This is a genomic window from Candidatus Poriferisodalis sp. (assembly GCF_965208555.1).
Classification (GTDB): domain Bacteria; phylum Actinomycetota; class Acidimicrobiia; order Acidimicrobiales; family Poriferisodalaceae; genus Poriferisodalis.
Window position 1 is genome coordinate 2,766,882 of sequence record NZ_OZ242342.1, and the last position, 24,683, is coordinate 2,791,564.

General features: G+C 67.1%; 21 protein-coding genes. 11 read left to right on the top strand and 10 right to left on the bottom strand.

Annotated elements, in window-relative coordinates:
- Genes ACOGXE_RS12750 through ACOGXE_RS12765 form a run of 4 tightly spaced genes read right to left on the bottom strand, consistent with a single transcriptional unit; the run spans position 1 to position 4,882 of the window.
- Positions 1-486 carry an HIT family protein gene (locus ACOGXE_RS12750; RefSeq protein ID WP_419931289.1) on the bottom strand — a complete coding sequence of 162 codons (486 nt, stop codon included), beginning with the start codon at positions 484-486 and terminating at the stop codon, positions 1-3.
- Between the two features lie 20 nt (positions 487-506).
- A complete protein-coding gene (coaA, locus tag ACOGXE_RS12755; protein WP_419933520.1) occupies positions 507-1,439 on the bottom strand; it encodes a type I pantothenate kinase in 933 nt (310 codons plus the stop codon).
- Positions 1,440-1,458: 19 nt separating this feature from the next.
- A complete protein-coding gene (locus ACOGXE_RS12760) occupies positions 1,459-2,739 on the bottom strand; it encodes an NAD(P)/FAD-dependent oxidoreductase (protein ID WP_419931291.1) in 1,281 nt (426 codons plus the stop codon).
- 4 nt (positions 2,740-2,743) lie between these two features.
- A complete protein-coding gene (locus ACOGXE_RS12765) occupies positions 2,744-4,882 on the bottom strand; it encodes a VanW family protein (RefSeq protein WP_419931292.1) in 2,139 nt (712 codons plus the stop codon).
- A 145-nt stretch (positions 4,883-5,027) separates the two neighbouring features.
- Between ACOGXE_RS12765 and ACOGXE_RS12770 the strand changes: the two genes are divergently transcribed.
- Together ACOGXE_RS12770 and ACOGXE_RS12775 are read left to right on the top strand one after the other, a co-directional pair.
- Positions 5,028-5,945, top strand: a complete 918-nt coding sequence (locus ACOGXE_RS12770; RefSeq protein ID WP_419931293.1) for an SDR family oxidoreductase — start codon at positions 5,028-5,030, stop codon at positions 5,943-5,945.
- Between the two features lie 70 nt (positions 5,946-6,015).
- Positions 6,016-6,897 (top strand): MaoC/PaaZ C-terminal domain-containing protein, encoded by an 882-nt coding sequence (locus tag ACOGXE_RS12775; RefSeq protein ID WP_419931294.1) that lies wholly within the window; start codon positions 6,016-6,018, stop codon positions 6,895-6,897.
- 48 nt (positions 6,898-6,945) lie between these two features.
- On the opposite strand, the gene nucS is transcribed toward ACOGXE_RS12775, so the two are convergent.
- Both nucS and ACOGXE_RS12785 read right to left on the bottom strand, forming a co-directional pair.
- The gene (gene nucS, locus ACOGXE_RS12780) at positions 6,946-7,605 is read right to left on the bottom strand and encodes an endonuclease NucS (RefSeq protein ID WP_419931295.1); all 660 of its coding nucleotides are present in this window, start codon (positions 7,603-7,605) and stop codon (positions 6,946-6,948) included.
- Between the two features lie 4 nt (positions 7,606-7,609).
- Positions 7,610-8,629 (bottom strand): MBL fold metallo-hydrolase, encoded by a 1,020-nt coding sequence (locus tag ACOGXE_RS12785; protein WP_419931296.1) that lies wholly within the window; start codon positions 8,627-8,629, stop codon positions 7,610-7,612.
- A gap of 136 nt (positions 8,630-8,765) precedes the next feature.
- Between ACOGXE_RS12785 and ACOGXE_RS12790 the strand changes: the two genes are divergently transcribed.
- On the top strand, positions 8,766-10,565 hold the full coding sequence (locus tag ACOGXE_RS12790; protein ID WP_419931297.1) for a PEP-utilizing enzyme: 1,800 nt from the start codon (positions 8,766-8,768) through the stop codon (positions 10,563-10,565).
- Between the two features lie 37 nt (positions 10,566-10,602).
- Here ACOGXE_RS12790 and ACOGXE_RS12795 read toward each other — a convergent pair whose 3' ends face one another.
- Both ACOGXE_RS12795 and ACOGXE_RS12800 read right to left on the bottom strand, forming a co-directional pair.
- The gene (locus tag ACOGXE_RS12795; protein WP_419931298.1) at positions 10,603-11,424 is read right to left on the bottom strand and encodes an enoyl-CoA hydratase-related protein; all 822 of its coding nucleotides are present in this window, start codon (positions 11,422-11,424) and stop codon (positions 10,603-10,605) included.
- A gap of 93 nt (positions 11,425-11,517) precedes the next feature.
- Positions 11,518-12,285 (bottom strand): 3'(2'),5'-bisphosphate nucleotidase CysQ, encoded by a 768-nt coding sequence (locus ACOGXE_RS12800; protein ID WP_419931299.1) that lies wholly within the window; start codon positions 12,283-12,285, stop codon positions 11,518-11,520.
- A gap of 105 nt (positions 12,286-12,390) precedes the next feature.
- Here ACOGXE_RS12800 and ACOGXE_RS12805 point away from each other — a divergent pair, with 105 nt between their 5' ends.
- The 4 genes from ACOGXE_RS12805 to ACOGXE_RS12820 all read left to right on the top strand — a co-directional run bounded on the left by ACOGXE_RS12805 (position 12,391) and on the right by ACOGXE_RS12820 (position 18,242).
- Complete coding sequence (locus ACOGXE_RS12805) at positions 12,391-13,674, top strand: amino acid ABC transporter substrate-binding protein (protein WP_419931300.1); 1,284 nt, start codon at positions 12,391-12,393, stop codon at positions 13,672-13,674.
- 180 nt (positions 13,675-13,854) lie between these two features.
- Positions 13,855-15,399: an amino acid ABC transporter permease gene (locus ACOGXE_RS12810; protein WP_419931301.1), complete on the top strand. Its 1,545-nt coding sequence runs from the start codon at positions 13,855-13,857 to the stop codon at positions 15,397-15,399.
- A 1-nt stretch (position 15,400) separates the two neighbouring features.
- Entirely contained in the window at positions 15,401-17,410 is a 2,010-nt protein-coding gene (locus tag ACOGXE_RS12815) for an ABC transporter permease subunit (protein WP_419931302.1), read from the top strand.
- A 109-nt stretch (positions 17,411-17,519) separates the two neighbouring features.
- Complete coding sequence (locus tag ACOGXE_RS12820; protein WP_416246674.1) at positions 17,520-18,242, top strand: amino acid ABC transporter ATP-binding protein; 723 nt, start codon at positions 17,520-17,522, stop codon at positions 18,240-18,242.
- Positions 18,243-18,291: 49 nt separating this feature from the next.
- On the opposite strand, the gene ACOGXE_RS12825 is transcribed toward ACOGXE_RS12820, so the two are convergent.
- Positions 18,292-18,486: a hypothetical protein gene (locus ACOGXE_RS12825; protein ID WP_419931303.1), complete on the bottom strand. Its 195-nt coding sequence runs from the start codon at positions 18,484-18,486 to the stop codon at positions 18,292-18,294.
- Between the two features lie 235 nt (positions 18,487-18,721).
- On the opposite strand from ACOGXE_RS12825, the gene ACOGXE_RS12830 reads away from it, so the two are divergent.
- Genes ACOGXE_RS12830 through ACOGXE_RS12840 form a run of 3 tightly spaced genes read left to right on the top strand, consistent with a single transcriptional unit; the run spans position 18,722 to position 21,931 of the window.
- Entirely contained in the window at positions 18,722-19,390 is a 669-nt protein-coding gene (locus ACOGXE_RS12830) for an HAD-IA family hydrolase (RefSeq protein WP_419931304.1), read from the top strand.
- 49 nt (positions 19,391-19,439) lie between these two features.
- Positions 19,440-21,134: an energy-dependent translational throttle protein EttA gene (ettA, locus tag ACOGXE_RS12835; protein ID WP_419931305.1), complete on the top strand. Its 1,695-nt coding sequence runs from the start codon at positions 19,440-19,442 to the stop codon at positions 21,132-21,134.
- Positions 21,135-21,157: 23 nt separating this feature from the next.
- Positions 21,158-21,931 (top strand): exodeoxyribonuclease III, encoded by a 774-nt coding sequence (locus tag ACOGXE_RS12840; protein WP_419931306.1) that lies wholly within the window; start codon positions 21,158-21,160, stop codon positions 21,929-21,931.
- Positions 21,932-21,959: 28 nt separating this feature from the next.
- Here ACOGXE_RS12840 and ACOGXE_RS12845 read toward each other — a convergent pair whose 3' ends face one another.
- A complete protein-coding gene (locus ACOGXE_RS12845; RefSeq protein ID WP_419931307.1) occupies positions 21,960-23,867 on the bottom strand; it encodes an ATP-dependent helicase in 1,908 nt (635 codons plus the stop codon).
- 68 nt (positions 23,868-23,935) lie between these two features.
- Between ACOGXE_RS12845 and ACOGXE_RS12850 the strand changes: the two genes are divergently transcribed.
- The gene (locus tag ACOGXE_RS12850) at positions 23,936-24,679 is read left to right on the top strand and encodes a helical backbone metal receptor (protein WP_419931308.1); all 744 of its coding nucleotides are present in this window, start codon (positions 23,936-23,938) and stop codon (positions 24,677-24,679) included.
- The last annotated feature ends 4 nt before the right edge of the window (positions 24,680-24,683 follow it).

The following is a 24,683-nucleotide window of genomic DNA, read 5'->3' on the forward strand; positions in this document are numbered from 1 at the left end:
CTAGTTGTTCGGGGTGGCAGCCGCCGGGGCCTGCGAGCTGGGCGCACTGAGCAACCGGTACGCCGATTCGATCTCGCCTGCCGGCGCGAAGATCCGCTCCCACGGGTGCAGCAACCGGTCCCGCCCATAGCGCGGGATCACGTGGATATGGAAATGGAACTGCGTCTGGTCTGCCGCAGCGCCGTTGTTGTTAAGCAGGTTCACACCCGCCGGCTGCAGTCGTTCGCGCACCAGGCTTGCCACCCGGCGCGCCGCCTGCATCACGTGTGCCGCATCGTCATCGGTGAGTTCCCAGATGTCGGTCACGTGCCTGCGGGGAATGACCAGACAGTGACCGACGGTCATGGGCAGTCGATCCATGAACGCCACGGCGTGCTCGTCCTCGTAGATGCGCAGTGCCGGGATGTCGCCTGCCGCGATGGAACAGAACGTGCAGCCCGGCATCCGGCCCGCAGCCGGCGGATCATTCGCAGCGGAATTCGCCATAAGTCGAGGGCGTGCGGTGCCTAGTGGTACCGGAGCTCGACGTGGTCGACGACGTGATCGTGACCCTTCGCGAGCACCAGGTCAGCTCGAGCCCGCGTCGGGAGGATGTTCTCCTGCAAGTTGACAAGGTTGATGGAGCGCCAGATGGTGCGTGCCACCGCGTCGGCAGCAGAGGGCGGCAGATCGGCGAACTGCGCGAAATAGGCGGACTGCTCGCGGAACACCGTCTTGCGCAGCTGCTGGAACCGCTCGACGTACCACTCCTCGAGGTCCTCGGACTCGGCGTCGACGTAGATGGTGAAGTCAAAGAAGTCCGACACGAAGGGCGTGCTCGACGGCGGCCCTGTCTGCAACACGTTCAGGCCCTCGACGATGAGGATGTCGGGCTGGTTGATGAGCTGAACCTCGTCGGTCACGTCGTAGAGGCTGTGCGAGTAGACGGGTGCTGCGACGTCCGGCTCGCCGCTCGAAATCCGTTGGAGGAAGTCGCGCAGCTCGCCGCGGCGATACGACTCGGGAAAGCCCTTGCGTCCGAGGATGCCCCGCGCAGTCAGTTCGGCGTTGGGCAGCAAGAACCCGTCCGTCGTGACCAGATCCACTTCGGGATGATCGGGCCATGACGCCAGCACGGCCCGCAGAATGCGTGCAGTGGTGCTCTTGCCGGCCGAGACACTGCCGCCGATGCCGATCAGGTAGGGCCGCGGCGGCAAGACCCTGCCGAAGAAGCCCTCGGTGGCCGCGCGCAGTTGGCGCTTCGCAGCGACACGCAGGTTCAGCAGGCGCGAGAGCGGAAGGTAGATGTCCCGCACCATGTCGAGCGTCACGGGTTCGACCAGACCCGCCAGTGCCTCGAGCTCTGCTTCGGTCAATGACAGCGGCGTCGCGTCTCGCAGCTTCGCCCACTGCTCGCGGGTGAACCTGCAATGCCGGTCATCGATGCCTGGTTCGAGCATGGCGCCGTCCGTCACCCGCCTAGCTTGGCGAACTTGTGGTGGTGACCGCAACCGGTCGGGAGGCGGGATCGTATGCGCCGCGCGCGGCTGCCATGCCGCGGTGCCAACGGCGAGGCGTCGCGACGGCAGCTCGCGGGTAGTCCTCGAACATCCAGCGGGCGAATTGGCGGCGAGTCCACGCTGACCAGTCGACTGCTCGCAGCGAGAGTTCGGCCAGGCGTTCGCGGGCCAGCACGCGGCTCAGACCTCTCGCGAGCCGGTGGTCCAGTACGAACTCGGCCTGTGCCTCGCGCACGTAACGGGCGGTCACGCTGTGCGGCGGGCCGCCCCGTGCGATCGCCGTCGCCGCCATGCGCCCCATCTGCAGCGCCTGGCCGATTCCCTCGCCGGTCAGCGGGTCAGCGGCCGCAGCAGCGTCGCCGCACAGCAGCGTGCGTCCCTGCGCGAGAGTCAGTTCTCCCAGCCGTGCTGGTATCGGCCAGGCACGCGTCGGGCCGTCCGGCTCGTGGCTGCCGAGCACGCTCTCGATGTGCCGGCGCTCCGTGAGGCCGGCCCAGACGGCGGCGATCTCCCGGCCGGCGAGCGTTCCCGTGCCCACTCCGGCTTCGTAGCGACGATGGTCTCGAGGCACGCCGAAGCCGACATTGACGCGGCCGTCGCCCAGGGGGAATGACCAGGCGTAGCCCGGCAGCAGGTCGGGCTCGAACCACACCCACATGTCGTGCGCCGCAGCTCCGCTGGCCCGCAGGTAGCCGCGGAACGCATGCCAGTCACCTCGGTAGCGGTGCGGGCCGATGCCGAGCGCCTTGCGCACGGCCGAATAGACACCATCGGCAGCCACCACGAATCGGGCTCGCACCACGTCGCCGTCGCTCAGTCGGACCGATGCCGTGCTCGTCTGCGCTCCTGTGTCTTCGAAACCGTCGAACGCGACGCCGAGACGAACGTCGGCGTCCTCCGCAGCCGCGAGGTCGATGAGCCCCGCGTCAAGCTCGGCGCGCCGGCACACGGCCGCAAACTGCCCGCGACCTGCTGGCAGGGGCAATCGCATGACGCGACCTTGGGGCGTGCGGACACATGCCGCTGCCACGTGCTGCCACGAGCCCATCTGCTCGGGTTGCAGGCCGAGAGACTCGAGTTCTCGCAGCGCGAGCGCGGTGAGGCCGTCGCCGCAGCACTTGTCACGTCCCGCCGCCGCGCGGTCTACGAGCAGCACGTCGAGTCCTGCGCGCCGGGCCCACACCGCAGCCGATGCACCCGCCGGGCCGGCACCCACGATCAGGACATCGACGACGTTCATCGTCTCAGGATGCGTCGGGTTCGGCAGTCTCGACGACCCCGCCGCTGCCTGACGGCTCGTCTTCCGCGCGGTCAGGATCGCTTCCCCCAGCGGCGTCGTCCGGCTCCACCGGGTCGTCCTCGCGGCCGGCCGCATCGCCGTCGGCGGTCTCGCCGCCAGGGGACAGCGTGCTCAGGTCGACGCCGAGGCAGGGATCGTCGGGATAGCGCGGCAGTTCAGAGTCGCGTTCGCCGGGCTGCTCGATGCACTCGAGCGGCGGGCATTCCACGATGGACCCGTCTTCGCGCTCGCTGCCGTCGTCGACCAAGACTTCTTCGGCGTCGCCGGCAGCCCCATCAGTGCCCTCAGAGCCTTCTGATGCCTCGCCGTCGGCGGAGAGTCCCTCACCTGGCGAATCCGGGGATGCCAGCAAGGGGTCGACGCACTGCCTCGGCACCGAACGTGAGCCATCGCAGTCACGCCCCTCCTCGGGCCGATAGCGCGCATGGAAGGTGTCCACGTCGACAGTGCCGTCGGAGAACTCGCGAGTCCGTTCCGTGCGGACCCGGCGGCAGAAGTCCTGCATTTCCTCTTCGGGTTCGCCGACCGTGACTTGGACGTTGCGGGTGGAGTACAGCTCGACGGTGATGGAGGTGTCGGTGTAGGTCGGCCATATGAGCAGGCCGTACGGAGTGGGATTGGTGAATCTCAGGTCAGGCTTCGGGTACGAGATGGTGGGGTCCAACCCGAACGGGTAGCGGCTGAGGTACAGCGAGTGCGTCTGGTACTCGTCGATGGTCATGCCGGCCCGGATCAGGGCGTTGAAGATGGTGGTGGCGAACTGCGACACCCCGCCGCCGATGTCGTCGACGAGCACGCCCTTTTCGATGAAGCCGCCCTCCACGAAGCCTTTTTCCTCGGTTCGCCGGCCGACATGCGAGTTCAGCGAGAGGCTTTCACCAGGCCCGACGACTGCGCCCCGCATCAAATCGGCGAAGAGGTGGATGTTCTCGACGCGGCCCTGACAGCACGCATGCTTCGTGGTGAAGGTGCCGACGAGTTCGACGATGCCCAGCGATTCCAGGTGCGCCTGTTCCTCACGGCTCACCGCAGGGCGCGACGGCAGCGCGAGCGGCCCTTGTACGCGTGCCAGCAACGCCTCCTCGATGAGGGCGCCGACATCGTCGGCACAGCAGGCGATGCTGCCGTCGCTCGCCACAACCGTCGGCACGCCGGCGATGACAGCCATGGCGGCGGGGGCGAATGGGGCCGAGTGATCGGCGAAGACCTCCTCGAGGTACGGCCCTACCTGCGTTTGATCGAACGAGATCTCCGGCGGTGCTGCCTCCGCATCGAGCTGGAGCCAGCCGGCGACCGTCTCGATGGTGAGGTCATGGGTCGTCTCTCCGTATGCGACGACGAGATTGCGCCCGTAGTTCTGGTGTGCTGTGTTGACGGCCTCCTGCAGTTCGGGCGTGTGGGCAAGCGGTTCGCTCTCGATCAGTTCCGCAGCGATCTCGATTCGCGTGTACGAGCGAGCGATGCCTTCGAGCACCTGATCGACGATGGCATCGGCGTCGACGACCTGGCCAGGAAGGCCGAGGTCGACAGCGAGTGTGCCGTTGACGACGACGACCCTCGGGGGCGTGGCCGTCACGCCGAGGTCAGCGGCGTCGGCGAGCACAGCACGGGCCATTGACCGGTCGACGCTGTACCGGCGTTCGGTGAACTGGGGATCGGTAGACCACGCGACCCACGACTCGGGGGCTGCCTCGCTCGCTTGCGCAGTGCCGGTGCGCAGTTCCCGGACGGCGTTGTAGGTGGCGTCATGCTCAAGCGCTATGCCGAGGTCGGCCGCGGTCAGCGTGAGATCGCCGACATCGGTGCGCACCACCACCGGCGTCGCCGACAGCTCTGCCGCAAGCGCGGCAATCCGCAGGTGCACCGTGTCGGGACTCACTTCGGTCGGCGTTCCCGGAGCCGTAGTGGGAACGGCGACCGGTGTGCTGCTCGGAGGCGGCCCAACCGACGTCACTGGAGCGGTCTGAGAAGGAGCATCAGACGGGCCCCTGATGGCCAGCACGGCGGTGCCGAGGATCGACGCCACCAGGATTGCGGCCGCCGTGATGATCGACCAGCGAGGTGCCCACGTCGGCCAGTGCACGGGGGTTGATCGTACGGGTCGCTTGCCGTGTGCAGGCGGCGCGGCGTGCGTGCGATACTCCGAGCCGTCGTCGCCGCTCCGGCAGCGGTGCCGACGGCGCCGTCGCACGCGGGCGGCGCTACCGAGGGAAGGAAATCACGACATCATGAGCAAGCTGTGCGAGGGGCGAGTCGTCATCGTGACCGGAGGTGCCCGCGGCATCGGGCGTGAGCATTGCCTGATGCTTGCCGAGCACGGGGCCAAGGTGGTCTGCAACGACCTGGGCGGCGCCCGCGACGGCACCGGCGCCGACATCGGTCCGGCCGATGAGGTTGTCAACGAGATCAGGGCGATGGGCGGCGAGGCGGCCGCCAACGGTGACGACGTCTCCGATTGGGAAGGCGCTCAGCGGCTCGTGAACCAGGCCATAGAGACGTTCGGCGACCTGCACGGCATTGTGAACAATGCCGGCATCCTGCGCGACCGGATGCTGGTGAACATGACCGAGGCCGAATGGGACGCGGTGATCAAGGTCCACCTCAAGGGCACCTTTGCGCCCGCACGCTGGGCCAGTTCCTACTGGCGGGAGAAGTCGAAGGCCGGCGAGCAGGTGAACGCGTCGATTGTGAACACGACTTCGGTCTCGGGCATCTACGGCAACCCGGGACAGACCAACTACGGCGCAGCCAAGATGGGCATTGCAGCGTTCACCATCATCGCGGCGCGTGAGCTGGCGCGTTACGGCGTGCGCGTCAATGCGGTTGCACCTGGCGCGCTCACGCGTATGACCGAGGACTTGGGCATGGGTGAGGCCTCCGAGGAGGATCAGGCCCTGATGCACCCCCGCTACATCGCGCCGATCGTGACCTGGCTGTGCTCAGCCGAGGCAGCAGGCGTCAACGGCCGGGTCTTCGAAGCATCGGGCCGCATGCTTGCGGTCGCCGAGGGCTGGGAACGCGGCCCGACGATCGACGCCGTCGACGACCCGACCAAGATCGGCGATGCGGCCCGCCAGCTCGTGCGCGACGCCCGCCTCAACAGCGGCATGAGCGGCCAGCCGGCCGATGGCGGCGTGGCCGACTGAGCCGCAAGCCCCTTTCGACCTGCAGACTCGACTCGCACCCAAATCGTTTCACTTAGGAAGGACATCAATCATGGGACTCAATCCGGAAGCCGTCGGCGCCACCGGCAAGCCGACGAAGCGGTCGTGGACATTCCGCGACTCGCTGCTCTATGCAGTCGGCATCGGGGCCGGCGCAGAGGATCCTTTCGGATCCGAGCTGGAGTTCACCACGCACAACTCCAAGAACATCACGCATCAGGCATTCCCGACCCAGGGCGTCGTCATCGGCTTCGGGGCTGGCGGCGCCATGGCCAATGCCGGTGATCTGGATTGGGGCAAGCTGTTGCACGGCAGCCAGGGGATCACCGTGCATCGTCCGATTCCCACCGAGGGGTCCGTCGAGATCACCGATCGCATCGCCGGGATGTGGGACAAGGGCGAAGGCCGCAACGCGATCATCGACACCGAGGCCAGCGCCGTCGATCCCGATTCCGGTGACGTCATCTTCGAGCTGCGCAGCTCGGTGGTGATCCGCGGCTCAGGCGGTTTCGGGGGCGAGCCGGGCAGCACTGCCCCGCTGGTCAGCGCGCCTGACCGCGACCCCGACTACGAGATCTCGTACCAGACCCGGCCCGATCAGGCCCTCACGTACCGGCTGAGCGGCGACTACAACCCGCTCCACAGCGACCCGTGGTTCGCCACCGAGCTCGCCGGCTTTCCCAAGCCGATCCTGCACGGTCTGTGCACCTACGGGTTCACCGGCCGGGCACTGCTGCACACCCTGTGCGAGGGTGACCCGGCTCGATTCCGGTCGATGGACTCCCGGTTCTCCGCACCGGTGTTCCCCGGCGACGAGCTGACGATTCAGGTCTGGGACGACGGCGAGGGTCGCGCGATCTACCGCACAGTCGCCCAGAAGGGCACCGACGAGCAGCGCGTGGTCATCGACAACGGTCTGTGCATCTTCGCCTAGAAGCTGCTGCCCGAGCTGCGGAGCGGGCAGGAAGCTCTGCTCCCGAGCTCAGAACAGCCTGAGCGCGTCGCTGGTGATGCCGCGTAACTCGTCGTAGTCGAGCACGACGCAGCGGATGCCCCGGTCGGCCGCGAGCACCCGCGCTTGGGGCTTGATCTCCTGCGCGGCGAAGACGCCGTTCACCGGTGCCAAGCGAGCGTCCCGGTTCAGGTACTCGAGATAGCGGCACAGCTGCTCGACCCCGTCGATCTCGCCCCGCCGCTTGATCTCCACTGCCAGCGTTGCTCCGTCTCGGTCCCGGCACAGCAGATCCACCGGACCGATATCGGTCGGGTACTCGCGTCGCACCAGCACAGTGCCATCGGCCAGTGTCTCGGGATGCGCGGCCACCAGCTCCTGCAGGTGTGCTTCGACGCCGTCCCGCTCGAGGCCGGGATCGATGCCCATGTCGTGCGCGGTGTCGCTCAGCACCTCGGCAAGGCGTATCTCGAGGCGCTCGCCGCGGTCGTTGGTGACCCGCCACAGGTCGGGCTCGCACACGAGCCGGTTGGGAGCGTTCATCCAGTTCAGCGGTTTGTAGGCGCCTCCGTCGGCATGGATGGCCACGCAGCCGTCCGCCTTCACCATGATCAGCCGCACCGCCTCGGGCAGGTGCGCGTCGAGCCGGCCCGAGTAGTCGACCGTGCAGCGAGCGATGACCAGTCGCACCGCGCTACGCAGCTGCCGTCAGCTCGTAGATCGACGTGAGCTTCGGCTCACCCCCATCGCGACCCTCGGCATCGAGCACCCGCGCGCGACCGCTCTCGACGAGATGGAGCATGTGTGCGTAGACCGAGCTCGCGGCGGGATACCACAGCCGCTTGTCATAGGCCTCGTACATCTTCGGCACGAAGTCCGCGATGCGGCATGGCCCGGGCCGGAGATGGGAGATGATCTGCTGCTCGCGATCGCTGCGGTGCGCGATGAACGAGCGCACGTACGCCGTCGGCTCGGGGATCGGAGGACCGTGAGTCGGCCAGTAGCGCTCGTGCTCGAAGGCGAGCAGCTTCGCCAGCGAGTCGAGGTAATCCTGCATCGAGCCGTCGGGCGGTCCGACGACGCTTGTTGCCCAGCCCATGACGTGGTCGCCCGAGAAGAGCGAGTTCTCCTCGAGCAGCTCGTAGCACAGGTGATTCGAGCAATGGCCGGGCGTATGCACGGCGCGCAGCGTCCAGCCGTCGCCGGCGACAATATCGCCGTCGACCAGCGCGACATCAGGGACGAACTCGGTGTCGGCGCCCTCCCGCTTCAGCTCCTCGGGCAGCTCGTCGAATTCGGCCTGGTACTTCTCCTGCTCTTCGGCGCTGATGTAGTCGGAGAAGTCGACGCGATCGTCAGGATCGAGCTTCCACACGCTGGCATGCGGCCCGTAGCCGTAGCTGAGCGCGCCGCTGGCTGCGACGAGGTCGCCGGTGAGGGGCGAATGATCGCTGTGGGTGTGTGTCACCAGCGCGGCGCTGACTGTCTCGCCCGGCTCGAGCGCTGCGAGGACATCGTCAAGGTGGCTCGCGAGCGGCGGGCCTGCGTCGATCACTGCGACATCGCCGTGCCCGACGATGTACGTGCCGGTTCCGCGGTAGGTGAACGGTGTCGGGTTCTTGCAGATGACGCGCCGGATCAGCGGCGACACTTGGTCGCAGACGCCGTAGTCGAAGTCGCCGAGATCTCGATAGTGCTCGATGGTGACCGGCATCGGCCGCCTCCCAGTTGGTCGCAACGCGTGCGTGACGGTCTAGCATCGCACCACGGCCTGGCCGGGCAGCCGCCATGAGGGGGAGGCGGCTGCCCGGCCCGCTGTCCTTTCACGTTCGGCACCGTCGGGAGGAAACATGGCGGACCTGACAGATCGAAGCGGCGGCTACTTCGTCGGCACGAAGCCCTCTGAGCGCTACCCCATCTGGACGCGCGCCAACGTGGGCGAGGTGTTCCCCGATCCAGTGAGGATGAGCACCTTCGACTTCGCGTTCCAGAACGACGACGGCGTTCGCATATCAGAGTTGGGGTTCCGCGATGCCTATGTGGAGATGGGTGCGTTCGAATACGACGAGTTCGACCCGGACAACTGCGTCTTCCTGGGCGTTTTCGGCGGTTACACCTACCTGAACGCCGCCGTCGGTCGCGTGTTCGGCGCCCGCGCCCCCGGGATCGACGTCGACACTGTCGACCGGACATTCTTCGGCGAGCAGCCGGGCATCCCGCCGTACGAGCCGCATCCCGACGACGCGAGCCCCGAGGCCGAGCAGCGCATCGGGGAGACCTTCCTGATGCTGTTCACGGCGCCGGCGCTGCCGGAGGTGCATGAAGACGAGCAGAACATCGCCGAACTGCGCGCACAGCGGCCCGACTTCGCCCAGATGGGCGATCACGAGATCGTCGACTGGATCAGCGACTTCCTGGAATCGGGCTACGGCGACGGCGCCGGTTTCCGCCTGCTGTTCGCACGCCATCTGAAGACATCGTTCCTGGCGGCGGTGCCGTTGGGCGCACTCGAACAGGTCTGCACGGCGCTGGGCCGGCCCGAGGACACGCTCAAGCTGGTGGCCGGTTACGGAGATGTGGCCTCGGCGGCGCCGTCAGATGCGATGTGGCAGCTCGGGCGGCAGGTCGCCGCGTCCAGCACGCTGGGTGCGTTGTTCGACGCCGGACCGGCGGGCTTGGCCGATCGACTGGACGCAGCAGGCCCCGATGACCCATCGGGCGACGTTGCAGCATTCAACGAGGCGTTCGCCTCGTTCGTCTACGAGTTCGGGTCGCGGGGGCCGAACGAGTGGGAGATGAGCTGCCCGACTTGGGAGACCGATCCCGACATCGCACTCGCGGCCATCGACCGCATGCGTCTGGCCCCCGATGATGCCGAGCCGGCGCAGCGTCGGGCGGCGCTGGCGGCCCAGCGGGAGGCGCTGGCCGCTGAGATATCTGCGGCGCTGGAGGCTGATCCCGAGACGCAGATGCAGTTCAACTTGGCGCTCGGTGCTGCGGCGGTGTACCTGCCGGGACGTGAACGCACCAAGACCAACTGTGTGCGCTTCGTGAACGAGTGCCGCATCGCATCACGAGTGCTGGGTCAACGGTTCGTCGAGCGGGGACAGTTCAGCGGGGAGACCGAGTTCGGCATGCTGCGGCTGTCTGAGCTGCACGAGATGCTCGATGACCCGACCGGCTGGGCTGAGATCATCGCCGAACGGCAGGCGCAGTGGGACGACGCGAACGCACGGCAGGAGCCATTCGTCATTGTCGGCGATCCGCCGCCAATGTCGTCCTGGCCGCGCCGCGGCGCCACCGAGATGCCCGCGTTGGGGGCTGGGGAGGTGCTGGCCGGGCTGCCGGGATGCCCTGGCATCGCCCGCGGGCGCGCACGCGTGGTGCTCGACAGCAGCGATCCGACCGCGCTGTCGCCCGGAGATGTGCTCGTTGCGCCGCTCACCGATCCGTCGTGGACACCGCTCTTCGTGAGCGCGAGCGCCGTTGTCGTGGATGTCGGCGCGGCGCTGAGCCACTCGGTCATCGTGAGCCGGGAGCTGGGCCTGCCGTGCGTCATCTCCGCAACCGGGGCCACAGGACGCATTCCGGATGGCGCGCTCATCGAGGTGAACGGTGATACCGGCGTGATCACTGTCTTGGAGCTGTGACGCGTGGCGCAACAGCCTGGATCTGTGGCGCCAAGTGTCAATCAGCAGGCCACTGGGGCAGCCGACGCTCCGTGAGCGCTCGGACGCCTTCGAGGTAGTCCGGGCTGGGGATCATCTCTTCGAGCAGCCGATCCGATTCTGAGACGGCGGTACCGACATCCCGGTGCTGGTCGAGGTAGATCTGCCGTTTCGTCGTGGCCAGCGAGCTGGGTGCGACTCGAGCTGCCATGTCGTACGCGTACTCATGCACACGCTCCATTAGCACGGAGCCATCCATGATCTCGTTGAACAGTCCCCAGCCTTCGGTCTCCGAGGCCAGGAACTTGCGGCTTGACAGCAGCAAGTCATTTGATCGCGTGATGCCGACGAGGCGGGGCAGCACCCATGACAGGCCGAACTCGGCGGGCAGACCCAGCGGGCCGTGTGCGGTCGTCAGCTTGGCGTCCGCGGCGGCGAAGCGCAGGTCGCAGTAGCAGGCGAGCACCAGCCCGGCACCCGCCGCGGCACCGTTCACAGCAGCGACGGTCACGGTTTCCAGGGCCATCATGAACGCGAAGTTCTGATCGAACTCGGGGGCGACGCCATAGCCGGGCATCGCCAAGTCGGGTGCGGTGCCCGGGTCGTAGCCGCCCCGTTCGCCGTGACCCTCCAGGGCCTGCGTGTCAGCGCCGACACAGAAATCGCGGCCGTCGCCAGTGATGATGACGACGCGGACCTGCGGATCTCGCTCCGCCTGTTCCAGCACCCACCGCATTTCGGTGTGCATCCGACCCGTCCAGGCGTTGCGGCGATGCGGGCGTGACAGCGTCAGCGTCGCGACCGGCCCTTCGACGGAGTATTTGGTTGCCTTCAGCTCCATGTGTCCCCCCTCGGCAGCCTCAGGCTTCGCCTTCGATCTGTGTCCGATGGGTCATCTCAGGCTTCGCCTTCGATCTGTGTCCGATGGGTCATCTCAGGCTTCGCCTTCGATGACCTGCCGAAGTGCCTCGAGGGCGTCCTCGGCGAACTCGGGACGGCAGATCAGCAGATCGGGAAGCCACGGATCGGCGAAGTTGTACTCCAGCTCCGATCCGTCGCAGCGGCTGGCGTGCAGGCCGGCCGCGCGCGCGACCGCGACCGGCGCGCAGTTGTCCCATTCGAATTGGCCTCCCGAGTGGGCGTAGATGTCGGCCATGCCGAGCACCACGGCCATGGCCTTGGCGCCTGCTGAGCCGAGCGTCATCAGCTCGGCGTCGAGCGCTTGAGCGATGATGACGGCCGCCGCCGGCGGGCGCGATCTGCTCACGACGAGACGCGGCTGCCCATCGTGCGGTGCCGGGAGCACCGGTCCGGGATCGGTGCACAGTGTCTGGGAGACCGCCGGCAGCGCCACGGCGCCTGCTGTCGGCACACCGTCCTCCACAAGGGCGATATGCACTGCCCAGTCCGAGCGGCCGGGTTCGGAATACTCCCGTGTTCCGTCCAGGGGGTCCACGATCCAAACCCGGTCAGCGGACAGGCGAGCGAGATCGTCCCGCCCTTCCTCGGACAGGATCGCGTCATCGGGCCGCGCTTCGGTCAGTCGTTTCACGATGTGCCGGTGGGCCTCGGAGTCGCCCGTGTCACGGATCTCCCAAGTGCCGGCCCCAGAGCTGAAGAGCCGCTCGCGGACTTCCACCAGCAAAGCCCCAGTCTCGGTGGCCACGCTCGCAGCAAGAGCGTGGTCGTCGGGTTGGGCCATCGGTCAAGTGTGCCCTCTGGACGCGCCTGCAGCACGCTGGCACCCGGCTCGAGACGTTTCGCAGAAGCATGCCCAACAAAGAAAACCTGTATTTCTTCGCGCGAGGTGTCGGGGCCGCGAATCGGTGCGGGTAGCCTCGCGGTTGGTCAGGCGCGGCGGATTGCGGCACTGCGCATCGAGCGCCTGCGTCATGGACAACCGATGGAGGGAATGTTCTCTATGTTTAGACGAATCGCGCCGATTTCTCGGCGGTCTGCGCTGCGACTCGGCGGCGTGCTGATGGCGATCGCTCTGGTAGCCGCCGCGTGCGGCTCCGACGATGGCGACGATCAGGACGTCGACGGTGACGAGCCGGCGGCCACAACCGAGGCCGAAGCGGCGGCCGAAGAACCGGAAACCGAAGTCGCAATGACGCAGGACACCGGCGACCTGCTCGCGGTCGTCCAGGACCGTGGCACCCTCAACTGCGGCGTCAGCGGTTCGGCAGTGGCCTTCTCGGAAACGCAGCCTGACGGCAGCACGACCGGCTTCGACGCCGACTACTGCCGCGCAGTAGCCGCAGCCATCCTGGGCGACGCCGATGCGGTCAACTTCGTGCCGCTGACGGCAGCCGAGCGCTTCACTGCGCTGGAAGCCGGCGACATCGACCTGCTCGTGCGCAACACCACGTGGACTCAGAGCCGCGACACCGACCTCGTGCTCGACTTCGGGCCCACCACCTACTACGACGGCCAGCAGATCATGGCGCGCGCTGATGATGACTTCTCGGCCACGTCAACAGTGGCGGATCTCGACGGCGCGACGGTGTGCACCAACGCCGGCACGACCACCGAGAAGAACATCGCCGATGCTGCCGATGCAGCCGGCATCGAGATCACGCTGTCGACCTTCGAGGACTTCGACATCGTCACGGAGAACTTCATCTCCGGCGCCTGCGATGCGGTCACCACCGACGGCTCTGCGCTTGTCGGCCGCAAGGTCAAGCAGGAGGGTGATCAGAACTGGGTGATCTTCCCGCCGACGCCGATCTCGAAGGAGCCGCTGGGGCCGGTCTACCCGCAGAACCAGTCGACCTTCGGCGACGTCGTGAACTGGACTGTGTACGCCACGATCATCGCTGATGAGAAGGGCATCACCTCGGCCAACATCGACTCGATGATGGGCAGCGGCGACCTCGATGCCGAGGCAGTCCGCATGCTCGGCGGCGAGGGCGAGCTGCAGACCAAGATGGGTCTGTCGGCCGACGCGTTCTACAACGTGATCAGCCAGGTCGGGAACTACGACGAGATCTACACCCGCAACCTCGGCCCCGTTGGTCTGAGCCGCGACGGCTCAGCAAACGCGCGCTGGACCGCGGGCGGTCTCATCTACGCACCGCCTGCTCGCTAGTCACGATCCTGCCGGCTGGGCATCGCCTGGTCCGGCAGGCGCGTGATCACAGCTCAACAGCACGGCCCCCGACCCGACCGGGTCGGGGGCCGTCGCGCGCCCGGGTGCGGGAAGTCGAGTTGTGCATGTCTCAATGCAATAGCCCGATGCATGCGACCTCGTCGCGTAGGGTGACCTGCGGTGAGCGACACCCGAGAACCGGACCGCGACGCCTCCCTGAGCACGCTGGGGACCCGCCCGCCGTTCTACCGGGACGCGACGGTGGTCCGCTGGATAGCGCAGGTCGGCACGCTCATTCTGGTCTTGGCTGCGTTGTGGTTTCTCGCCACCGAGGCGGGGGACAGTCTGCGAGCCCGCGGCGCGAACATCGACTTCGACTTCATCTCCGACCACATCGGCATCAAGGTCGGCTGGGGCATCGACACCAACCCCGATTCGGGCGGCCGGGCGCTCTGGGTCGGCATGGTGAACACCATCCGCATGGCTGCCGCGGGCATCGCGCTCGCCTCGGTCATCGGCGTCCTGGTGGGTCTGGCCCGGCTGTCCTCCAATTGGCCGCTCCGACGCCTTGCGGGCGTGTACGTGGAGGCGCTGCGGAACATCCCGCTGCTGGTGCAGATCCTCGTCTATGCCGCAGTGCTGGCGTCGCTGCCGAATGTCTCGTTCGACATGGGGCCGGTCTCGGGTTGGGTTCACCTCTCCAACAAGGGCCTGTCGATCCCGCGCGTCTTCGTCGCCGACGGCTTCTACCAATGGGCGGTCGTCGTGCTGATCGGCGGCGTCATTGCGCGCGTCACATTCCGACGGTTGGCGGCGAGACGCGAGCAGACCGGTACACAGACCAATGCCGGTGCCTGGGCCACCGGCATCGTCGCGGCCTTCGCCATCGTGGGGTGGTGGGTGCATCCCATCTTCGGCTGGCTGGGGAGCATCTTCGACGGCCTGTCGGACGCAGTCGGCTCGATCCCGCAAGGCGCGGTGCAGCTCGTCGCTGCACTGGCTGCCGCAGCGGTGGCGGTGTGGTGGATACGCCGCTTCCTCGCTCAGCACCGCACTCCGGCGGGTCTCACTCGTCTCACTGACGACGACTGGTTCCGCATGATCTTCGCTGTCGTGGCGGCGGTGATCGTCGTGCTCTTCGTGGCCGTGCTGTGGCCTGGATTGTCGAGCTGGGTCGTCAACTCGTCGAGCGACGGCCTCGGCGTGCTCGCAGACAAGTTCGGAAACGGCCGTACTGGCCCGCCTATCGACGCGATGCGGCCCGACATAGTGCAGCCAGGCAATTTCCCCAACTACGGACCCGCCGGATTGAACCTGCCCATCGGCTTCGCAGCCGTCTACTTCGGCGTGGTGTTCTACACCGCAGCGTTCATTGCCGAGATCGTGCGCGGCGGCATTCTGGCAGTGCCCAAGGGCCAGAGCGAGGCGGCTCAGGCCGTGGGACTGCGGCGTTCGACAGCGCTGCGGCGGGTGATCCTGCCCCAGGCGCTGCGGGTGATCCTGCCTCCGGTGGGCAACCAGTACCTGAATCTCACCAAGAACACCTCGCTGGCGATCGCGGTGGGCTACAGCGATCTCGTGCAGATCGGCCAAACCGTCTACAACCAGACCGGCAAGACACTGCAGGTCATGGCGGTGTGGATGCTGTTCTATCTCGCCTGTTCGCTGACGATCTCTGCAGTCGTCAACTTCTTCAACATCCGGCTGCGGATCGTGGAGCGCTGACGTGACCGATCCCATGCTGCCCGCCGCATCGACGGCTCTCGGCGCTGAGCCGGTCGGCCCGACCGCGAGCCCGCCTGACCGGCCGAGCCTGCCGCCCGGCCGCTGGGTCCGAGAAAACCTCTTTCCCAACGTTCGCAACTCGATACTCACGATCTTCGCGATCCTCGTCGCCCTGTTCGCGTACCGCGGCTTGCTGAACTTCGTGTTCAGCGAGGAGCGCTCGTGGATTGCGGTGCGTACCAATCTGCGGCTCCTGTTCACTCAGGCCTATCCCGAGCACCAGTACATCCGGGTGTGGGTGACGGTGGGGATCGTCATGGTGCTCGCCGGGCTGAGCGCCGGCATCTGGGCTCGCTGGGGCGGGGTGACGCTGAAGCGGTTGATGGGCTGGCTGGTGTCGGGGGGCGCCCTGGTCGCCGTCGGCGTGCTGATACGCGAGCCGAGCGTGCTCACCGACGCAGCAGGCGAGTCGGTGCGCGACGACGCCGGCGAGGTGGTGCGCGAGTCCTTCGCTGCCGCGATGGCGGATCGGTGGGTGTGGTGGGTCATCGCGCTCGTGCTGTTCGGGCTCGGATTGGTGCTGTGGTCGCTGTTCGACGATCTGAGCCGGCGCAGCATCGAGATCGGGGTGGCTTGGCTGGTATTCGGTGTGCCGGCACTGCTCGTGGCGTCCACTTGGGTGATTCGCTACGGGCACTACGGATTTGTTGACGGCGAGTTCATCGCTGAACCTGCGCAGCTCGTGGCGATGAGCACGAGGGTGCCCTGGACGGTCATGTGGCTGCTGTTGATCGGCTGCTACGGGATCGGTCGGCTTGCACGCGATCGCGCCATCGCCTCGGCGCAAGCGGCTCCTGATGCGGGTGGCGATATCGAGGGAGCAGATGACGAGGGAGCACGGGAACTGCCACGGGACGCGCTGACGAAAACCCGAGCGATCGTCAATCTGGCATGGGTGCTGAGCCCGTTCTTCCTCTACTGGGTCGTCATGCGCGATCCCGAGATCGACTATGCCCATGTGTTCTCGACCATGCTGCCGATGGGGTTGGCCTTCGGAGCGGCGGGCGGGGCGGTGCTGTGGTGGCTGACGCGCAGCGACGCCGGCGAGGTCGGGCGCTTGGCGGCAATCGGCTTGCTGCTGCTGGCGGCATTCCACTGGGTAGCGGCGTACTTCGGCTGGTACTCGATGCTGCAGGTTGCACGCATCGCCTTCCTGCTGTTGGCCATCGCCGGGCTGTTCGCTCCCAACTTCGCGGGCGTTGCCGCCCAGCGCCGGAGACTGGTGGGGGCGTGGCTGTTCGCGGTGCTGGTCGTCTTCTACGGCGCAACGGTCATCAACTCGCCGTCCACTGTCGAGACGCCGACCGACATGTTCATCGGCGGGTTCAGCGTCACGCTGCTCGTGTCGGTGCTGACGATCATGCTGTCGTTCCCGATCGGGGTGCTGCTGGCGCTGGCCCGCACCTCCCGCCAGCCGATCTTCCGGGTGCTCTCGACGGTCTACATCGAGGTGATCCGCGGTGTCCCGCTCATCACGCTGCTGCTGTTCTTCTCCGGCGTGCTGCCGCTGTTCTTGCCCGATGGCATGGAGCTGGCGGAGCTGGCCGCGGCGATCCTCGGGTACACGCTGTTCTCGGCTGCCTACCTCGCCGAGAACGTGCGCGGGGGGCTGCAGTCGATCCGCCGCGGGCAGTACGAGGCGGCTGACGCCGTCGGACTCACGACCACGCAGCGCACTGGCTTCATCGTGCTGCCCCAGTCCTTGCGGGTATCCATCCCGCCGCTGGTGGGCCAGGTCATCGCTACGTTCAAGGAAACCTCGCTGCTCGCCATCATCGGGCTGTTCGACTTCCTGCGTATGGCCAACTCGGTGATACCGAACCAGTCACAGTTCTTGGGGGTCCGGCGCGAAGGGTTGCTGTTCGTCTCGGTTGTCTATTGGGTGGTTGCATTCGCGATGTCGAAGTACAGCCAGCGGCTCGAGCGACGTGTGGGATTGGGCCAGCGATGAGCGGGACCGGCCAATCGTCGCAGACAAGGGGGAGCTGATCATGAGCACACAACCGGCCCACGGTGACGCCACCGTCGCGGTGTCCGACGAGCTTGCGGCCCGCGACGACATGATCGTGTGCCGCGACGTCGACAAGTGGTTCGGCGACTTCCAGGCCCTGAGCGGCATCACCGCAACCATCAAGGAGCAGGAGATCGTCGTCGTACTCGGGCCGTCCGGATCGGGCAAGAGCACGTGGATCAGGTGCATCAACCGGCTGGAAGCTCACCAGAGCGGACAGATCATCGTGGATGGCATCGAGCTGACCAATGATCTGCGCAACATCGAGAAGATTCGTTCCGAGGTCGGAATGGTCTTCCAGCAGTTCAACCTGTTCCCTCATCTGACGGTGATGGACAACATCACGCTGGCTCCGATCTGGGTGCGCCGCAAGTCACGGCCCGAGGCAGAGGAACTGGCCGAGTCGCTGCTGGAGCGCGTGGGCATTCCCGAGCAGGCGCAGAAGTTCCCCGGCCAGCTGTCAGGCGGTCAGCAGCAGCGGGTGGCGATCGCGCGGGCGCTGGCCATGGAACCGCGCGTCATGCTGTTCGACGAGCCCACCTCGGCGCTCGACCCCGAGATGATCAAAGAAGTGCTGGACGTGATGGAGGAGTTGGCACGCTCGGGCATGACCATGATGGTCGTGACGCACGAGATGGGCTTCGCACGCGAGGTGGCCGACCGGATCATCTTCATGGAAGAAGGCGAGATCGTGGAGGTTGGCACACCTCACCACTTCTTCACCGAGCCCGCCGAGGAGCGCACCAAGCTGTTCTTGAGCCAAGTGCTCTAGCTGCGCTGCGCCCGCTGCGGAGACGGCTGCAGACCCTGCGACCAGCCCCTTAGCCCTGGGGTTCGCCGTACGGGGAGCCAGCTTGTTCGTAGCACTCCGGGTGGTAGTGCTCAACGCGATCCCAGCGGTTCTTCACGTACACGTTGCAGATGATCTGCTCAGCGCGGATGCGGGCTCGGAACTTGATGAGCTCGTCGCAGACAGCGCAATAGGCCGAATTGCCCGCATCCACGGTGCGCGACACTGCCCTGCTCTTCCACCGCTTGCGTTTGGGTGCGGGGGCTTCCGTTGAGGTCGAAGATGACGACGCCGAAGTGTCCGTAGCCATGTCGGGACCATAGCGAACGCTCGCGCGCCGACGGTGGATATTCGCGCGATTCGCGCGAATTTTGGTACGCTGCGCGCGATTCAGGCACCTGAATCGCGCGCTCTGCATGCAGCCGCGATGACCGACTGCCTCTGAGCTAGCGTGCCGGGCCGTGTCTGAGGGCCCGTCTTTGTCGGCGTCAGTGAACGCCGTGCTCTTCGATTTCGGCGGCGTGATCACCGAGAGCCCCTTCGAAGCGTTCAATCGCTACGAGGACCGCATCGGTGTGCCCCGCGACACCATCCGGCAGATCAACGCCACCAACCCCGATACCAACGCGTGGGCACGACTCGAGCGCAGCGAGGTCAACGTCGATGAGTTCGCTGAGCTGTTCGAAGCAGAGGCTGCCGATCGGGGCCACGAGATGTCCGGCTCGCAGGTGCTGGCATGCCTCAGCGGCGGCCTGCGGCCACAGATGGTGCGTGCACTGGAGATCCTTGCGGCCCGCGTGCCGGTCGGCTGCATCACCAACAACGTGAGAACGGGCCACGGCGCTGGCATGGCCCGGGACGCGAGCACTGCGGCGGCGGTCGCCGAGGTGATGAAGCTGTTCGGCGTCGTGATCGAATCGTCCATCGTGGGACTGCGCAAACCCGATCCGCGGATCTACGAGCTGGCCTGCGCCGAACTCGGCATCGACCCGACTCGCACGGCCTACCTCGACGATCTCGGCATCAACTGCAAGCCGGCGGCGGCAATGGGCATGGCGGCCATCAAGGTGACCGATCCAGATCTGGCCCTGCGCGAGCTGGAAGCGCTCGTCGGCTTCGAGCTGCGATGACCGGCAGCCTGTCACCAGTTGACGGCGATGTGCTGATGGCGATGCACTGATGGATTCAGGATTCATCTACACACTGCGCAAGCTCGGACGCTTCTACCCGCCCGACCGGGAGGTGCTGCGCGACGTCACGTTGGCCTTCCTGCCGGGCGCCAAGATCGGCGTGATCGGCCACAACGGCTCCGGCAAATCCACGCTGCTGCGGATCATGGCCGGCCTCGACGACGGCTACGTCGGCGATGCGCGGCTCTCGCCGGGAGCCTCGGTGGGACTGCTGCCTCAAGAACCGCAGCTCGACGCCGCACTCGATGTCGAGGGCAACGTGATGAGCGGCGTGGCAGCGACCGCCGCCCTGCTGACGGCGTACGAGGAAGTCATGGCGGGCTGGGCAGAACCCGATGCCGACTTCGATGCGCTCGGCACCCGTCAGGCAGAGCTGGAGGACCGGATCGCCGCAGCCAATGCCTGGGATCTGGACCGGCAGGTCGCCATAGCCATGGACGCGCTGCGGCTGCCCCCCGCCGACACCGACGTGACCACGCTGTCGGGGGGCGAGCGTCGCCGGGTGGCCCTGTGTCGCTTGTTGCTCTCCCACCCGGATCTGCTGCTCTTGGACGAGCCGACCAATCACCTCGATGCGGAATCGGTGGCGTGGCTGGAGCGGTTCCTGGCCGACTACTCGGGGACGGTCGTCGCCATCACCCACGACCGCTATTTCTTGGACAACGTTGCCGGTTGGATCCTCGAGATCGATCACGGGCGCACGCATCCCTTCGAGGGCAACTACAGCGCCTGGCTCGAGCACCGCAATGAGCGGCTCATCTCGCAGCAGCGCGAGTCAGACGCTCGGGCGCGCACGCTGGCGCGCGAACTGGAGTGGGTGCGCATGTCGCCGCGGGCGCGACAAGCGAAGAGCCAGGCACGCGTCAGCGCGTACGAGGAACTGCTGGCGACCCATCGCAGAGCCGCCGACGAGCAGCGTCGAGCAGATGCTCTGCAGATCACCATCCCGATGTCGCGGCGTCTGGGCTCGGTAGTCATCGTCGCAGAGGGCCTCGTCAAGACCTACGGCGACAAGCTGCTGTTCGACGACCTCTCGTTTCGCCTGCCGCCGGGCGGCATCGTCGGGGTGGTCGGTGCGAACGGAGCTGGCAAGACCACGCTGTTCCGGCTGCTGGTCGGAGACGAGCAGCCCGATGCGGGCAGCATCACGATCGGCGAGACCGTCGACATCGCGTACGTGGACCAGTCACGGGCGATCCTGGACGATGACCGCACGGTGTATGAGGAGATCACGGACGGGCACGACACGCTGCGAATCACGGGGCTGGACGGCGCGCGCGAGGTCAACGGCCGTGCGTTCGTCGCGTCGTTCAATTTCACCGGCGCGGATCAGCAGAAGCGCGTGGGCGAGCTCGCAGGCGGCGAGCGCAACCGGGTGCATCTGGCCAGGACGCTGAGGGAGGGCTGCAACGTGCTGTTGCTCGACGAGCCCACCAACGATCTCGACGTAGACACGCTGCGCTCGCTCGAAGCGGCCTTGGAGTCATTCGGAGGCTGCGCCGTGGTCATCAGCCACGACCGCTGGTTCCTGGACCGGATCGCGACCCACGTGCTGGCCTTCGAGGGCAACAGCGTGGTGCGCTGGTTCGAAGGCAACTTCACCGACTACGAGGCCTTCCGCAAGCGCGAGCTGGGCGCCGATACCGGTCCCACTCGCATCGCCTACAAGCCGCTCGCCCGCTGAGCCGCGCCGTTAGCGTCAGAGGGGTGCGGATTGCCACGTGGAATGTCAACAGCCTGAACGCGCGGCTGGAACGGGTCGACGAGTGGCTTGGCTATGCCGAGCCGGACGTGCTGTTGCTGCAAGAGACGAAGATGTCCGACGAGCAGTTCCCGCACGCACACTTCGAGGCGCAGGGTTACGCCTCAGTGCACCATGGAGAGGGTCGCTGGAATGGCGTGGCCATCTTGTCGACTGTCGGGATCGACGACCCGATCGCAGGCTTCGCCGACGGCCGCGAGCCCGACCCTGACGCACGGATCATCTCGGCCCGCTGCGGCGGCGTCGCCGTGAGCTCGGTCTACGTGCCCAACGGTCGTGCCGTCGACCACGAGCACTACTACTACAAGCTGGACTGGCTGGGACGCCTGCGCGCCCACCTCGAGGCCGCCTGCGATCCGGCCGAGCCAGTGCTCGTCGGCGGCGACTTCAACGTGTGCCCCGACGATCGGGATGTGTGGGACCCCGACAATCCTGAGCCACGCACTCATGTCACCGACCCTGAGCGGGATGCCGTGGCCGAGGTGTGCGACTGGGGCCTGACCGACATCTTCCGGGAGCACTACGCCGATGCGGGCTTGTACAGCTGGTGGGACTACCGAGACGGCGCGTTCTACAAGCGCCACGGCTTGCGCATCGACCTGCTGCTGGGCACCGCGCCGGTGCTCGCGGCCACGCAGTTCTGCCTCATCGACCGCAACGCCCGCAAGGGAACCAAGCCCTCAGATCACACACCGGTGTTCGCCGATCTAGCTCTGTGACTGGCCGGGCTGCCAGTGAGTCCGGCACTCACTGTTTCCGGGCGGCGTCGAGGGCGGCGCGGGCGCCGGCCACCCGGGAAGCGGCGTCATCAGGTGACAGCGGCGGGGGCTCCGCAGTGGCTGCGGCGATGCGCTCCAGCCACGGAGATGGGCTGCGAACTTCGCTCGCCGCACCCCGTCCGGCGCGGTGCCGCGCCCAGGTGAAGTGCAACGTGCGGGCGGCGCGCGAGACGGCGACGTAGAACAGCCGACGTTCCTCGGGGTCGTCACGGCGCAGGGGCACGAGGCCGTCCTCGACACCGGCGATCACGACATGGCGCCACTGCAGTCCCTTCGCTGCATGGAATGTCGCCAGCGCTACAGCGCCGTCTCGCTGGTCGAAAGAGCGGCCGGCGTGGTCGGCGTCGATCAAGTCGGCGGTGAGCTCGCGATGGCTGCCTGACAGCAGTCCCACCCAGGTCGCAAAACCCTGTCCGCTGGGGCGGCGGTGCCCCGAATGGCGGCCCGAAGCACCGGACGCCTCTGCGAGGTACGCATCGGCGAGGTCGAGCACCCGTGCCAGCACCGGCCCGTGTCGCTCATCCGACTCGGCGGCAGGCTCGGCAGCGACCATATCTGCGCGCAGATCCTCGACGACCGTGGAGAAGTCTGCGCCGGATGCTCGCAAGCGTTCCAGCAGCTCCCGGACGGCGGGCAGCTGGAGAAACGTGCTTCGCTGGCCGCTGAGTCGGCAGGGGATGCCGCGGGCATCCAGAGCGGCCGCAATGTCACCGATTTGGGCGTTCGTGCGCGCGAGCACGCCGAACGAATCCCAGCGGACGCGACCGATGTGCCGGTCAGCGATCCACTGGGCGATACCGGCGGCCTCGGCCGCAGCGTCGTCGAAGGCTGTCATCGTCGGCGCGGGGCCGGTCTCGTGCGGTCGCGCAGGTGCTTGGGCCCCTCCGCCGACATCTGCAACGTCTGGGTCTGTGCCCGAAGTCATCACTGCCTGTGCTGCGGTGACGAGCGACGGATGGCTGCGGTAGTTGAGCTCGAGCCGGATCACTTGAGCGCCTTCGAAGCGGCGGTCGAACTCCGCGATGTAGCGGCTGTCGGCGCCGTTCCACCCGTAGATCGCCTGGTCGAGGTCGCCGACAGCGCAGATGTCGGCAGCCTCACTGCGTACCGCCTCGGGGCCGCCGATCCACTCCAGGAGGAGATTCCACTGCAGCCGGTTGAGATCCTGGAACTCGTCGACGAAGAAGTGCCGAACAAGCCAGCGCTGGGCTGCCGCGAAGTGCTCGTCGGAGCGCATCAGGCGCGTGCACTCGGCCAACAGGTCGTCGAAGTCGAGCAGCCGGCGGCGCGACTTGACCCGCTCGAAGTGGCCGAAGAGCACAGCGGCTGCTTCCGCGGCCGCTGGCCCGAGTCGGTGCCGAGCGGGCCCATCGCGATAGTCGGCAACCGACAGGTCGCTCGCTTTGGCCCAATCGATCTCGCGCAACGCCGTGGCGACAGTGATCGGCGGTCTCGAACCGAACGAGCGCTGGAGATGCTCGGACAGCTCGTCGCTGAGGGCGGTCCGGTTCGGCAGGATCTTCCGTTCGGCCCGGCCGCGGTCTGCGTCGTGTTGGCGCACCTGCGCGAGCGCGATCGCGTGAAACGTGCCGACCGGTCCCATGTCGTCGACGTCCAGCTGCAGCAGCCGTGACCGGAGCTCTCTTGCAGCTCGACGGGTGAACGTCACCGCCATGGCGCGCCGCGCCTGCATCGACTCGGTAGCAATTCGCCAGGCGATTCGCTGCGTGAGCACACGGGTCTTGCCGCTGCCTGGGCCCGCCACCACCAGCAACGCGCCTGCCCCAGAGCGCACGGCGGCCCGCTGGGAGGCATCGAGGCCATCGTCGGCCGGCAATGCCTCGCCCGGATCGGCGTCGTGGCCTGCGTCATTCACTGCGGCGAACCTAGACCCGTCTCACCGCGCTGTCGGCACGAACCGGTGGCACACATACGCTGCGGGCAGTGCACATCGTCAGCCTGGTTCCGAGCGTCACCGAGACCCTGGCGGCCTGGGGAGTCGACCCGATTGCCTGCACTCGCTACTGCGAGCGACCCGATCTGCCCCACATCGGCGGCACCAAGAACCCTGACATCTCCGCCATCGCTGAGCTGCGACCCGATCTCGTGGTGGCCGACCGCGAGGAGAACCGCAAGGAGGACTACGACGCACTGGTGGGCACCGGCATCGAGGTCGAAGCACTGCATGTCGCATCGCTGCACGATGTCGGGCCCGAGTTGGGCCGCCTGGCAGCGCGGATAGGCATCGCGTGGGCTGCCGAGCCGCTCCCGCCCCGGCGCGCGGCACTCGAGCTGGCTCCAGGTCGCGCTGTGCGTGCCTTCGTCCCGATCTGGCGCCGGCCCTACATGACCATCGGCGCCCAGACCTACGGCGCGTCGTTGCTCTCCTGGTGTGGAGTCGAGGTGGCGTTCTCCGATCGAGGTACCTACCCGACGCTCGAGGCTGATGATCTGTCACCAGGGCACTTCGACGTCGTGCTTGCGCCCACCGAGCCCTATCCGTGGCACCAGCGCCATCTCGACCAGCTGTCGGCGCTTGCGCCGACTCATGTGATCGATGGTCAGGATCTGTTCTGGTGGGGCACGCGCACGCCCGGCGCCATAGCGCGGGTGGCCGAAGCGAGCTCGCAGGCGCTGGGGCTGGTGGGCCTCCCGCAAGCTTCGCCAAGTAGCGTGACCGTCGAGTAACGGA